The sequence below is a fragment of the Acinetobacter lwoffii genome, assembly GCF_022967985.1.
Classification (GTDB): Bacteria; Pseudomonadota; Gammaproteobacteria; order Pseudomonadales; family Moraxellaceae; genus Acinetobacter.
Map to the genome: position 1 here is coordinate 66876 of NZ_JALJVC010000004.1, position 13216 is coordinate 80091.

A 13216-nucleotide genomic window follows, 5' to 3' on the forward strand; every position below is an offset into this window, starting at 1 on the left:
CTAAAAATGAGCCACATTGATTAACATGTTGATGTGGCTCTGCTATATTCTGCCCATTGAATCTTTGGACAGGGGCGCAATGTGGCCACTCCATTTTGGTATAACGCAGCCTTGGCGCTGGTTAAACCCTTATATCAATCGCGTATCCGTAAACGTGCGACCGATCCTGAACAATTACAACAAGAACTGACAGAACGTTTCGGCCCGTTTCAGCCACCCAAAAACCTGCATGCCATCTGGTTTCATGTGGTGTCGGTGGGTGAAACCAATGCTGCCCAACCGTTAATTGAACATTATTTAAAACTTGGCCATCCGGTGCTGGTCACCAATACCACCAAAACCGGTCAGGCACGCGCTAAATCACTTTTTTTAAAAGCGCCTTATCTCGATTTGTTTCAAGCCGTGTATTTGCCTGCTGACCAGAAAACTTTAATTCGTGAATTTTATCAAAAATATCAGCCGAAACTTTTATTGCTGATGGAAACTGAACTTTGGCCGAATCTGCTGGATCAGGCACCCCAGTTTAATGTGCCAAGTGTATTGTTGAATGCGCGTCTGTCCGAAAAATCCGCCAAAGGCTATGCCAAGGTTAAAGGTTTGTCCCGTGGCATGCTCAAGAATTTAACTGGTCTTTTGGCACAGGATACAGCCACCCAGCAACGTTATATCCAGTTGGGAATCGCAGCTGAAAAAACCCAAGTTTTGGGCAATATCAAATTTGATATTACTGCGCCCGAGCGCTTTATTCATCAGGCAGATCAATTGAAACAGGAGTGGCAGTTAGGGGGGCGAAAGATCGTCACGTTAGCTAGTACTCATGCTCCTGAAGAAAAAGAAATTCTGAGTGTTTTAAAAGCTGCTTTAGAAGCTGATCCATATTTGGTCTGTATTGTGGTACCGCGCCATCCGGAACGTTTTGATGAGGTGTTCCAAGCTGCACAGTCTTTGGGATTGAAAATCCAGCGTCGAAGTCTAGGGCAACATATTAAAGCAGATACCCAGGTTTATTTGGCCGATTCGATGGGTGAAATGTGGCTTTGGTATGCTTTGAGTCAGGCATGTTATGTGGGTGGTTCTTTAAATGAACCAGGTGGTGGACATAATATTTTGGAGCCGATTGCGCTGAATGTGCCGACTGTTTTAGGCAAAAACTATTTTAATTTTCAGACTATCGTGGATGAGTTCGTTCAGGCAGACGCAGTCGCAGTGGTGCAGGATGCCCAGCAGGCTGCAGAGGTATTACTGGAACTTTTGCAAGATCAGGTTAAGGCGGAAATCTTGAATGCGGCAGCGCAGCAAATTATGCAGTTAAATACGGGATCGCTTGCCAAGCATATTCAGGTGATTGATCAGTATTTATAATTTTTGGTCATTCCCTCATTTATCATGTTTGATCGAAATATTCATTCGTAGGGGATACCTACTTTTCAGAGATGAAAAGTAGCAAAAATCTTTTGTATCACTGAAGGGATGTCCTTATCCCTCAGTGATACGGGCGGCATCCCTGCCACCAATCGTGATAGCTGATTGTAATTATAGTCTGGTCAGAAACCTTATTTTTTTCATCTTTTAACTCTTCACTTCTTATTTTTTTGAACTTGATCATTATGAATATCGTCCTGCTTGATCCACGTCAAACCGAAGCTGAATTCTGGTCGATTAGCTCAACTAGGCAACTGGAACATCTGCAGCAGCATCTACAAATTCAAGTGGGAGATACTTTAAAAGTCGGAATTCGGGAAGGTCAGCGTTACCTGACGGAAATTGTCGAAATCTCTGAAAAAGCAGCGCGCTTGAAACCACTGCAAGAAGAAGCGGTTCCAGAAAAATTGCCAGTGACTTTAATCGTCGCCTTGCCACGTCCGAAAGTGCTGCGCCGTCTGATTATGGATAGTGTCACTTTGGGCGTTGAAAAAATCATTTTACTGCATAGCTATCGTGTCGATAAAAGCTATTGGCAAACTCCATTTTTACAGCAGTTAAATCATTATATCGAGCTGGGACTGGAACAGGCAGGCGATACGGTTGCTCCGAAAATCGAGCTGTATAAACGCTTTAAACCCTTTGTTGAAGATATCTTGCCGGGTTTGATTAGTGCGGATGGTCCGGCTTATGTGGCACATCCTTATGCAGAGCAAGCGATGCCTTTTGCGATTGAGCATCCCTGTACGATTGTTATTGGTCCGGAGGGTGGATTTATTCCATATGAAGTTGATTTACTCATCAAAAACGGCTGCCAGGCTGTGAGTCTGGGCAACCGTATTATTCGTACAGAAACTGTGATTCCTTATGTTTTAGGTCGACTGTTTAGCACGTGCTGAAGCTTCTTCATTGCCTTCGCCACGATAGACTTTGACTTCCTGTACCGGATAAGGAATCGAAATATTATGCTCAGCAAAAGCCTGAATCACCCGTTCCTGCACCGCACTGATTGAAGTTCCGGTGCCGGTTTCAGTGGTATCGACCCACCAGAAAGCTTTTAGGGTAATAGAAAAGTCAGCCAGCGCCGTTACGTTGACACTAAAGCCTGGCTGGCTCAGGATGGTTGGATCTTTATCTAAAATAGCGGTGATCAGGTCCTTGGCTTTCTGGATGTCATCTTCATAGCCGATGCCCACCACGAATTCGCAGCGGCGACGGGTATAGGCGGTATTGACTGTGACCGCACTGGTGTAGACCGTGGCATTTGGAATCACGATACGGCGGCCATCTGGTGAGCGTAAAAAGGTCGCACGAATCTGGATATCTTCAACGGTACCTTCCATGCCATTCACGATAATGTCATCGCCAATCTTGAACGGTTCACTGAGCAGAATCAACACGCCAGAGAGCAGGTTCTGGAAAATATCCTTGAAGGCAAAACCGATCGCGACCGAACCAATCCCGAGGGCACTCATCAGCTGACCTGGGGTAAAGCCAGGAACAGCAATCACCAGTCCAATCAGAATACCAAAGAAAATAATAAAGGTACTGCCGACACGGTTGAGTACCAACACCAGATTCTGACGGGTATAAGAGCGGTTTTCCAAAGTTTTACGTACGAAAAACTTGAAGACTTTGGAGAGTAACCAGAAAATCGTAATTACGATCAGTGCGATACAGAAATAAGGCACACGTTCCCAGAAACCTTCCATGATCTTGTCAATGGTGCTGTAGGCATCATTATACTTGGCGGTATGTTCAATCACGGTCTGGGTCGTTTTCTCAGTTGCCTGATGTAACAACTCCGTGGTGCCCTCAGTTACCTGGCTTAAGGTATTGTTTTGCTCTGCCACAAAAATTCCACAATTCAAATTTCGCCTATTTTGCCTGATGTTCAGCAAAAAATTAATAAGGACTCGAAGTCACCAGTAGATAATTTTAAAAATAACGGCGCTGTTGTTAAAAGTATTTGGTGGTTTTTTGCATCATTTCCGTGGGGGTAGGGGTTTGTTCTTCACCGCTCATATAACTGAATAAAGCGATAGATCCCAACAAGCTAAGCAGGGTCAGGATAATCATCAGCCAGGCCAGAATTTTTTCCCAGAGCAAGGTCATCCGTGCCGGACCATACTGATTAGTGCCTCGATCGCCCGAACCAAAAACGATATAAAGCCATACAAAAATGTTTACTAGCGGCAGCAAAAATAATAGCGCCCACCAGCCACTGCGGTTCATATCATGCAAACGGCGAACGGTCACCACTAAAGCGAAATACACATAGACCAGAACCATGGCCAGTACAACAATACTGGCCAAACCTTGCAGTGAAATCAGCCAGTTGGGATCCATGGAGTGGGTAGAAATATTCACAATATCAATGCTGAGACCCAGTGCGATACTGCCAAATAAAAAAATGAAATACAGAAATGCCGACCAGGCAATAAAGCTCAAGCGTCCGAAGCGGCCTTTCATCGAAAGGGGATGATCCGATGCAGGCAGCGCAGGCGGGCTAAAGTAGGGAGATTCAGGCGATTTCATAAAGCGTATCCTGCTAAATCAGATGAAATAACCACAAGCGGTCAATTTTATTTTTAAGGGCTGTGCTACAGATCATACACATTTGCGCAGAAGATTCTGTACTGTAAGTTGTGGTTTATTTTGATTGAATTTGTATAAATAATCTACGACGAAAGCATGATTGCCGGATTTGAAATAAGCAGGCCATACTGCCATTATGCATAAAAAACAATCAACAACGCAGCATTAACCTCTCGTGATGAGATAGAACAAAATCAAGGAAGTGACCTATGCAAGAGATCTATCCAGTACCCGAAGAATTTAAAAAAACAGCACGTACGCTCGAAGACCAGTACTTTGAACGTTATCAATATTCTATAGAACAGCCAGATAAATTTTGGGCAGAACAGGCGCAACGTCTGGACTGGATCAAGCCCTTTACCCAAGTCAAAAATACCAGCTTTAACAAAGACGATTTTAAAATCGAATGGTTTGCCGATGGTCAGCTCAATGTCAGTGCCAACTGTCTGGATCGGCACCTGAAAGAACATCCTTATAAACCGGCCATCATCTGGGAAGGGGATCATCCTTCGCGGCACAAGATTATTTCCTTTGCCGAGCTGCATGATGAAACCTGCCGTTTTGCCAATGTGCTGAAGAAAAATGGCATCCAGAAAGGCGACCGGGTCATGCTGTATATGCCGATGGTTTCTGAAGCTGCGATTGCTATGTTGGCCTGTGCCCGGATCGGGGCGGTGCATTGCGTGGTATTTGGTGGTTTCTCGCCAGATTCTTTGGCCAGCCGGATTGAAGACTGTCAGGCGAAAATGGTGATTACTGCGGATTCCGGCATGCGCGGCGGTAAGGCCATTCCACTGAAAGCCAATGTCGATGAAGCACTGAAACTGGCGGGTACAGACTCGATTCAAAATGTAATGGTGGTACACCGCACCGGTAACCCAATTGAAATGCAGGAAGGACGTGATCTGTGGTATCACACGGAAATTATGTCAGTGAATGACATCTGTCCACCCGAACCGATGAATGCCGAAGATCCGCTGTTTATCCTGTATACCTCAGGTTCCACCGGCAAGCCCAAGGGCGTGATGCATAGCACCGGCGGTTATCTGACCTATGTGAATTGCACCTTCCGTGAAGCATTTGATATCAAGCAGGATGATGTATTCTGGTGTACCGCAGATGTGGGCTGGATCACCGGGCATTCCTATGTACTGTATGGGCCACTCTCGAATGGGACCACCACCGTGATGTTTGAAGGTGTGCCGCAATATCCAAGCTGGGCGCGTACTGGACATATTGTTGATAAGCATAACGTGACCATTCTCTATACTGCACCGACCGCGATCCGCGCCATGATGCGTGAGGGCGATGCTTTTGTACGGGAAAGTGACCGTAGCAGCCTGAGAATTTTAGGATCGGTCGGTGAGCCAATTAATCCGGAAGCCTGGAACTGGTACTACACCGTGGTCGGTGAAAGCCGCTGTCCCGTCATCGATACCTGGTGGCAAACCGAAACTGGCGGTTTTATGATTACGCCCTTGCCGGGTGCGACTGATTTAAAACCGGGTTCTGCGACACGACCTTTCTTCGGCGTACAACCAGCTATTGTCGATGCCGATGGCAAGGAACTGGAGGGTGAAGCTGAGGGAAATCTGGTGATTAAGGATTCCTGGCCGGGTCAGATGCGTACCATTTGGGGAGACCCGGAGCGTTTTATTGAAGCTTATTTCTCTACCTATCCCGGTACTTATTTTACCGGAGATGGGGCGCGTCGCGATAAAGATGGTTATTACTGGATTACCGGTCGTGTCGATGATGTCCTGAATGTATCCGGACACCGTTTAGGTACTGCAGAAATTGAAAGTGCACTGGTGGCGCATGAATCGGTAGCAGAGGCCGCTGTAGTCGGTATGCCGCATGATATTAAAGGTCAGGGAATTTGTGCCTTTGTGACCTTACAGGCTGATGTTGCCAGTTCAGATCAATTACGTGGAGAACTGGTCAGCTGGGTACGCAAGATTCTCGGGCCAGTGGCGACTCCCGATGCCTTGCACTGGGCACCGGCATTGCCGAAAACCCGTTCCGGCAAAATCATGCGCCGGATATTGAGAAAGATTGCAGCCGATGAGCTGGATAGTCTCGGAGATACTTCGACCCTAGCTGAACCGCAAGTGGTGGATCATCTGATTGCAGAGGTACAGCGTAATAACGCTTAAATTTAAGCTTTTCCAATACCGGCATCCCGCCGGTATTTTTATATCAGTCATAAGCTCTGCATGCTTTCGGATATAGGTCAGTACCCTGATCTGCTAAGCTGTTTCCATGCTGAATATAGGTCCAAAAACAATGAATATACGACAATCATATCTCGATCAGTTGCCCTTAGAGATTGCCCGGCAACTGGCTGAAACTTTCGCCCAGACTGCAGCAGAACGGGATAAACAGGGGGAGAATCCCAAAGCCGAACGTGACCTGATTCGCCAGAGTAGCTTGCTTGGCCTGTCTATTCCGAAGCACTATGGTGGTCAGGGTGCCGACTGGCAGACCATTTTTAGCACCATTCAGACCATTGCCCAAGTCGACAGTTCATTGGCGCATGTCTATGGCTTTCATCATTTGCTGATTGCGACCGTGCAATTATTTTCCCAATCGGAACAATATGGCCCGTGGTTTGAACAGACTGCCCAAAATAATCTATTCTGGGGTAATACTCTAAATCCGCTGGACCATCGCACCACAGTTACAAAAGTTTCAGAAAACGAATATATTTTCCATGGTGATAAAAGCTTCTGCTCAGGTTCGATTGATTCGGATATGTTGCTGTGTTCAGGTTATGACGAAGCAGGAAAATTACTGATAGGAGTGATTCCTACCTGGCGAGAGGGCGTGAGCTTTCTGGGCGACTGGAACAATATGGGCCAACGCCAGACCGACAGCGGTGGCAGCCATTTTGAGCAGGTCAAAATTCATGAAGATGAATTGCTGTTAAATCCAGGCCCACTGAGTACGCCATATTCCAGTCTACGGCCTTTGATTGCCCAGCTGATTTTCGTGCATCTGTTTTTGGGCGTGGCAGAAGGGGCATTTGAAATCGCCAGACAGGGTGTACAGACCCAAAAAGCCTGGTCCAAATCACTGGCAGAAGATGCAGTGAATGATCCTTTTACCCAGAAGCATTTTGCCGAGTTCTATATACAGCTAGAAGGCGTACGGTTGCTAACAGCTAAAGCGGTTCAAACTTTACAAGTAGCATGGGATGAGGGGAGTAATTTAACAGCTGAGCAGCGCGGTGAAGTCTCGGTTGCCATTGCCACAGCTAAAATTGCCGCAACCAATACCTCTCTTTATATTACCCAGAATATTTTCCAGGTGATGGGTGCGCGGGCCACCACGGCCAAGCTCAATCTGGACCGTTTCTGGCGCAATGTCCGCACCCAGACTTTGCATGATCCGATCGATTATAAATATCAGGAAGTGGGGGAATGGGTGCTGACTGGAAAAATGCCTGATCCGAGTTTTTATTCCTGATCTAAAAATAAAACAGCCTCTTTATCGGAGGCTGTTTTATTCGGGATGAAAAATTTGGTTTTAAATTTGCTTAAACGCTTCAATCGCTCTTACACGAGAGGCTTTTAAATCCACGATCGGTTTTGGATAATCCAGTTCAAGATCCGGATTTTTGGCATAGGGTTCATGAATAGATTTAGCATCCAGATGCCCCAGTTCCGGCACCCAGCGGCGAATATAATCCCCATTCGGATCAAACTTCTGTGACTGGCTGACCGGATTAAAAATCCGGAAATAGGGTACGGCATCCATGCCAGTCGAAGCACACCATTGCCAGCCGCCATTGTTCGCTGCCAAATCGCCATCAATCAGCTGCTGCATGAACCAGCTTTCTCCCAAGCGCCAGTCTATTAGCAGGTTTTTACACAGGAACATTGCAGTAATCATGCGCACCCGGTTATGCATCCAGCCAGTAGCCTGCATTTGCCGCATACCGGCATCGACAATCGGAATCCCGGTGTGTCCTTGTTGCCAGGCAGCCAGATCTTCAGGTGCATTACGCCACTGGATATTATCGGTATTTTCCTTAAAAGGCCGATGTCTGGATACACGGGGAAAATCAAACAGGGTATGCAGATAAAACTCGCGCCAGAGCAGTTCATCCAGCCAGGTCTGCTGACCGATATCATCAATCTGGAAATAACCGTCCTTAAACAGGATCTGCATACATTGACGGATCGAGAGAATACCGATATTCAGATATGGTGACAGGCGGCTGGTACCATCGACTGCAGGTAAATCACGCTCGGTTTTATAGTGAGCCATTTTCTCCTCGATAAAATCATCGAGCAGCTCTAAGGCAGCTTGATCCTGCGCAGGCCAGAACTGGGCAACATGATCGACCTTATAATCAACTGCAAATTTTCCCAGATCAAAGCTGGTCAGTTGAGCTGGTAATTCAAGCGGATCTTGAGGCTGAATGGCAGGATAGCAGCCCGGTATATCCTGAATCAGTCGCTCATAGCACTTTTTCTTGAATGCGCTATAGACCTGATAGGGTTGATTGGACTGGTTGCGGATACTGGTCAGTGGAAACAGGCTGCGATCATGATACAGCTCGACCCGGATCTGCTGCTGTTCCAGCATCTGCTGTACCTGTGCATCACGTTGTAGTTCATTCACACCCACTTCAATATTGGCATGTAGCGTATCAATCTGCAGTTTTTGGCACAGGCTTAGCATTTCGGCCGGCAGGTCTTGCCATAAGGGAACATTTAAAATGATTAATGGAATATTCAGCTGCGCTAACTGCTGCTTTAAAACATCGAGGCGGCGCAGATAAAAATCGATTTTAATCCGGGCATCCTGATGCAGCTTCCATTGTTCGGGAGAGAGAACCAGTAGGGCAACACAAGGCTCTTGTTGAGTGGCATGCCAGAGCGCGGCATGATCATGAATGCGGAGGTCTTGACGAAACCAGATCAGTTGCATTGTTCAAATTCTTGGAAAGTCGTTAGTGCAGAATTTTAAGGAATTGATGGTCTTAAACCTAGCCAGACAACAATTTTATCACATAAAAAAATCCCCCAAGCCGAGCCTTGAGGGAGGGAGTGAATCTGCTGAGATTTATTGGAAGGATTATACGGGCTCAGCTTCTTCTTGCTGCACAGGCGTTGCCTGTTGTGCTTCAAGCTCACGGACCAAAGGCAACACCTTCTGGCCAAAATATTCGACTTCTTCAATAAAGTGCAGGAAGCCTGACAGAATCAAATCTACGCCAACTTTTTTCAGTTCGATAATCCGTTCAGCAATCTGCTGCGGTGTCCCGATCAGATTAGTGCGGAAACCATCATTGTATTGCACCAGATCTTCAAAGGTGGATTGGGGCCAGTTGCCTTCACCTTCCTGACTTGCTGCGCCGGCTTCACGGGTGGCTTCACCAAAAGATTTCACCGCCTGCACATTGGTCTTGCTAATAATTTCCTGCAATACGGCCTGGGCTTCTTCTTCGCTATCCCGTGCAATCACAAAGGCATTTACACCAATTTTCACCGAGTGGTTGTTGGCCTTGGCTTTTTCACGAATATCATCGATCTGTTTTTTCAGTTCTTCCGGGGTATTGCCATTGGTAAAGTACCAGTCAGATACACGGGATGCCATATCACGTGCTGCCCGGGAACTGCCGCCCTGAAAGATTTCAATATGCGGTTTTTGTAACGGTTTAGGACTTAAGGTATAGTCTTTGAATTGATAATATTTACCGTCAAAATTAAAGTTGTTCTGGATCCAGACCCCTTTCAGGCTACGGATAAACTCTTCCGAACGGGCATAACGCTCGTCATGTTCCGGCCATTCTTCACCAATCGCATCAAACTCACCACGGAACCAGCCACTGACCACATTGATCGCGATCCGGCCATTGCTCAGATGGTCAATCGTCGCCAGTTGTTTGGCAGCCAGTGCTGGCTTCCATGGGCCCGGCAGAATCGCGGCAATGACTTTCAGGCGTTCTGTTTTGGCCAGAATGCCATGACTGAAGCTGACCGATTCATGCTGGTTTTCTGCATTATAGCCGGCGGTAAAACGGATCTGGGTCAGAGCATAGTCAAAGCCTGCCTGTTCAGCCGTTTGTGCCAGACGCACGTTATAGTCATAGCTCCAGTCGGTACGTTGTTCGATGTTACTGACCACCAAGCCGCCACTGACATTCGGTACCCAATAGGCAAATACGATATTTTTATCATTCGACATATTCATCACCCTTTGCAATGCTGTGTTCAAGCCACTTGAGTCTTTGGTGCTTTCTTACTGTGCAAGCGCGATTCTGCGGCATCCAGACTTGGTACGGCTGCTGAAGGCAATACTTCTTCTTGTTCGATCTGCTTGTTAATGCCCAGATTTTGACTGGCTTGAATGGTTTTTTCTTTAACGACTTCAGCACGTTGTCCTTTGGTCGGCGCCCATTCAAGAATCGGCAAGGCACGCGCCACAGCCAGGGTAATCCGGTCGCGGAGCAATTCACTGTGAATGGTATATTCAGGGGTGAAATCGCGGTCGGTGGCATAGACCCCAATCGGTAAAGTCTGTGCCTGAAAGAAGCTGAATAAAGGACGCAGTTGATGTTCAAGCACCAGCGCATGACGGTCACTGCCACCAGAAGCTGCCAGTAATACCGGAACATCGACCAGCGCCGTTTGCTCAACAAAGTCAAAGAAATGCTTGAACAGGCCGGTAAATGAAGCGCGGTACACAGGAGTGCCAACAATCAGCGCATCTGCGGCTTCTACTGCTGTCAGATCATTCTGAACGCGTTGCGGCAACTGATTGCGATAAATCGCGCCGCCCAAGAGCGAACCAATTTCACTAAATTTAATGAAATGCACATTGATTGGTGTCGCTTCCCCAAGCTCATCCAGAATGGCCTGAACCAAGGCTTCGGTTTTTGAGGGGTGATTTAAACCGCCAGATACGGCAACAATATTTAAGGGTTTTTGCGCATTAAAATTAGACATATTTAGAACCTGAAAATAGGGTTAATCTCGGAATGACCCTATTAATCACGATTCAGCGAAGGGCTGTAAAATAACGAAAAGCTGAAAAGTTATCTAATTTTACGATATACGACAAAGGCTCGATTCTTAAGGAGGTTTTGCATTTAAGTAATTGATATTTATATTTATATTGAATAAAGATAAGCTTTTTCAGTGAGGAATAAATGATATATAAAAAAGTGATGAGAATTAAACAATTATTGCAATAGTACAAAAATGGGCAATTTTGAAGAAAAACTGCATATTATTTTAAAAATTGTAGTGTCTTGCATATCCTTAACCGGGTTGTGTGGTTAGAATAGGGACTACCGTGCCAAGATCTCTCACGTTGCCTATGAATATTTTAATCGTTGATGATCATCCACTATTTCGTCATGCCTTGATTCAAGCTGTACGTTATAGCCTGCCACAAGCCCAGATTCATGAAACTGCGGCAGTCAATGAATTTTATGAACGTCTAGAAAATGGCCCTGAGCCTGATCTTGTGCTGCTGGATTTAAACCTGCCGGGCGCTTCCGGCTTTTCTGCCCTCGTGCATGTCCGCGCACAATATCCGTCTTTACCGATTATTGTCGTGTCTGCACATGAAGAAGTCAGCATCATCCAGCGTGCGATCGCGCATGGTGCGATGGGCTATATTCCTAAATCTGCCCACCCAAGCCATATCGGTGAAGCGATTCGTGAAGTGCTAGAAGGTGAAATCTGGTTACCGCCAAATCTGCCGGCCAATATGAATTTTGATCCGCGTGCTGCCGATGAAACGGCTTTGGCAGAACGGATCCAGTCTTTGACGCCACAACAGTTCCGGGTATTGATGATGGTGGCTGAAGGTTTATTAAACAAGCAGATTGCTTATGAACTGGATGTATCAGAAGCGACGATTAAAGCGCATGTGACTGCAATCTTCCGTAAGCTTGGCGTACAAAACCGGACACAAGCGGTATTGGCCATTAATGCACTGAATATTGAAGACCGCAAAATGTAAATTCTGCATATACGAATTGAAAAAGACCTCCTTGGAGGTCTTTTTTTATGGGCAAAATCTGCAAAATTGAGTGCAAAGGCCTGAATCAGCTAGGCGATATAATCCTGCTTGCGGGTGAAATCATCACAAAACAATGGATTTAAGGCACATTGCAATTCGTCAATCTGCTCTTCGGTGACATAACCTTTCGATTTCAGATATTCCGCCACGCGATCATCACGCAGACTCAGGAAAGTCGCATCATAAACACCGAGATCGACAAATAGTGCTGCAGTTTCCAGACTGTTAAAACGATCCAGATAAACTTCATTGTCATACATCAGGAAGACATGTTCGTCGCGCGTATTCGGATCGACATGTAAACGCTGCGCCAGCTCATGTGGGCAGGTTTTGATAAATAACAGATCAGACAGCTCATCAAATTGGCTGGTGTCCAGACAATCTTCTTCATTTTTGACTTTACCCAGCCAGGCCTTAAAGACCAGTACCGCGCCACCACGCAGCAACATGCTCCAGATCTGATGACGGGTTTTTGCTGGAAGGTCCTCTGTTTCAGCTTCTAAAGACTGAATCAGCTTGTCTTCCTGTTCAGCAATCTTTTCAAATAGTCCCAGACCTTGCGGCTTGTAGGCATAAGGTTCAAAGACATCAAAATGTAATTCATCAAAGACTTGCAGTGCCAGGGGTACTGCACTCTGATACAGCGTTTCCAGTGCCTGATACTGGGCATCATTCAGCTTGCTGTATTTAAAGATCTGTGTCCAGTCAATGCTTGGCAATAAGGCGTTGGCGCCATATTGACGGTGAAACTGCTGGGTCTGATTCAGGCCCTGGTTTTGATCTATGTTCATGTGAAGAACTCCGATATGCAGAAATAGATCAGCGACCAAAAAAATTAAGGCTACATGAGATGGAAACTGATCGTTTCTTATTCCTCTATTTTTAGAGCCAAGTACAAGGGATAAAAATACGACTAAAGTTATAGTAGTGGAAAATTACTCTTTAATTTTTATTAAAAACAATAAGATAATTAATTGTAACTAAGTGTACACATGTGCATTAATACATTCGTCAGTTTTTGCCATAGTGAATTAAAAAATGAGCATTTTGGTCAATTTATTCAGCTGTATTTTCGGCATATTTGCTGCTTTTAGCACATTAGAATAAATTTTATGCAAGCTAGGTAAGTTTATGTGGCAGTTGAGTATAAAAA

Annotated in this window: 11 protein-coding genes; 5 read left to right on the top strand and 6 right to left on the bottom strand. The window is 45.9% G+C overall.

From position 1 onward, the window contains the following. The first annotated feature begins 81 nt into the window (after positions 1 to 81). Both MWG72_RS04000 and MWG72_RS04005 read left to right on the top strand, forming a co-directional pair. Positions 82 to 1362, top strand: coding sequence for a 3-deoxy-D-manno-octulosonic acid transferase (locus MWG72_RS04000; protein ID WP_247143276.1), 1281 nt, complete (start codon positions 82 to 84; stop codon positions 1360 to 1362). 245 nt (positions 1363 to 1607) lie between these two features. Further along, entirely contained in the window at positions 1608 to 2321 is a 714-nt protein-coding gene (locus tag MWG72_RS04005) for a 16S rRNA (uracil(1498)-N(3))-methyltransferase (protein WP_005250352.1), read from the top strand. Here the strand turns inward: MWG72_RS04005 and MWG72_RS04010 are convergent. Then, on the bottom strand, positions 2295 to 3275 hold the full coding sequence (locus MWG72_RS04010; protein WP_004281355.1) for a mechanosensitive ion channel family protein: 981 nt from the start codon (positions 3273 to 3275) through the stop codon (positions 2295 to 2297). The two genes, MWG72_RS04005 and MWG72_RS04010, sit on opposite strands and share 27 nt — an antisense overlap. Positions 3276 to 3381: 106 nt before the next feature. Beyond that, positions 3382 to 3960 (bottom strand): DUF805 domain-containing protein, encoded by a 579-nt coding sequence (locus MWG72_RS04015; RefSeq protein ID WP_005250357.1) that lies wholly within the window; start codon positions 3958 to 3960, stop codon positions 3382 to 3384. A 269-nt stretch (positions 3961 to 4229) separates the two neighbouring features. On the opposite strand from MWG72_RS04015, the gene acs reads away from it, so the two are divergent. Together acs and MWG72_RS04025 are read left to right on the top strand one after the other, a co-directional pair. Further along, positions 4230 to 6176 (top strand): acetate--CoA ligase, encoded by a 1947-nt coding sequence (gene acs / locus MWG72_RS04020; RefSeq protein ID WP_005250359.1) that lies wholly within the window; start codon positions 4230 to 4232, stop codon positions 6174 to 6176. A gap of 130 nt (positions 6177 to 6306) precedes the next feature. Then, positions 6307 to 7488 carry an acyl-CoA dehydrogenase family protein gene (locus MWG72_RS04025; RefSeq protein WP_247143277.1) on the top strand — a complete coding sequence of 394 codons (1182 nt, stop codon included), beginning with the start codon at positions 6307 to 6309 and terminating at the stop codon, positions 7486 to 7488. Between the two features lie 60 nt (positions 7489 to 7548). On the opposite strand, the gene phrB is transcribed toward MWG72_RS04025, so the two are convergent. From phrB to msuE, 3 genes are all read right to left on the bottom strand, one after another. After that, on the bottom strand, positions 7549 to 8958 hold the full coding sequence (gene phrB, locus MWG72_RS04030) for a deoxyribodipyrimidine photo-lyase (protein ID WP_247143278.1): 1410 nt from the start codon (positions 8956 to 8958) through the stop codon (positions 7549 to 7551). Between the two features lie 147 nt (positions 8959 to 9105). After that, the gene (gene sfnG / locus MWG72_RS04035; RefSeq protein WP_247143279.1) at positions 9106 to 10218 is read right to left on the bottom strand and encodes a dimethylsulfone monooxygenase SfnG; all 1113 of its coding nucleotides are present in this window, start codon (positions 10216 to 10218) and stop codon (positions 9106 to 9108) included. A 26-nt stretch (positions 10219 to 10244) separates the two neighbouring features. Then, a complete protein-coding gene (gene msuE / locus MWG72_RS04040) occupies positions 10245 to 10979 on the bottom strand; it encodes an FMN reductase (RefSeq protein WP_247143280.1) in 735 nt (244 codons plus the stop codon). Positions 10980 to 11352: 373 nt separating this feature from the next. Between msuE and MWG72_RS04045 the strand changes: the two genes are divergently transcribed. Further along, a complete protein-coding gene (locus MWG72_RS04045) occupies positions 11353 to 12003 on the top strand; it encodes a response regulator (RefSeq protein WP_004281370.1) in 651 nt (216 codons plus the stop codon). Between the two features lie 89 nt (positions 12004 to 12092). On the opposite strand, the gene MWG72_RS04050 is transcribed toward MWG72_RS04045, so the two are convergent. After that, entirely contained in the window at positions 12093 to 12854 is a 762-nt protein-coding gene (locus MWG72_RS04050; protein WP_247143281.1) for a hypothetical protein, read from the bottom strand. Positions 12855 to 13216: the final 362 nt, after the last annotated feature.

Coding starts and splice junctions, on each gene's coding strand:
- MWG72_RS04005 (WP_005250352.1), top strand. CDS start 1,608: ATGAATATCGTCCTGCTTGATCCACGTCAAACCGAAGCTGAATTCTGG.
- MWG72_RS04015 (WP_005250357.1), bottom strand. CDS start 3,960: ATGAAATCGCCTGAATCTCCCTACTTTAGCCCGCCTGCGCTGCCTGCA.
- acs (WP_005250359.1), top strand. CDS start 4,230: ATGCAAGAGATCTATCCAGTACCCGAAGAATTTAAAAAAACAGCACGT.
- MWG72_RS04025 (WP_247143277.1), top strand. CDS start 6,307: ATGAATATACGACAATCATATCTCGATCAGTTGCCCTTAGAGATTGCC.
- phrB (WP_247143278.1), bottom strand. CDS start 8,958: ATGCAACTGATCTGGTTTCGTCAAGACCTCCGCATTCATGATCATGCC.
- sfnG (WP_247143279.1), bottom strand. CDS start 10,218: ATGTCGAATGATAAAAATATCGTATTTGCCTATTGGGTACCGAATGTC.
- msuE (WP_247143280.1), bottom strand. CDS start 10,979: ATGTCTAATTTTAATGCGCAAAAACCCTTAAATATTGTTGCCGTATCT.
- MWG72_RS04045 (WP_004281370.1), top strand. CDS start 11,353: ATGAATATTTTAATCGTTGATGATCATCCACTATTTCGTCATGCCTTG.
- MWG72_RS04050 (WP_247143281.1), bottom strand. CDS start 12,854: ATGAACATAGATCAAAACCAGGGCCTGAATCAGACCCAGCAGTTTCAC.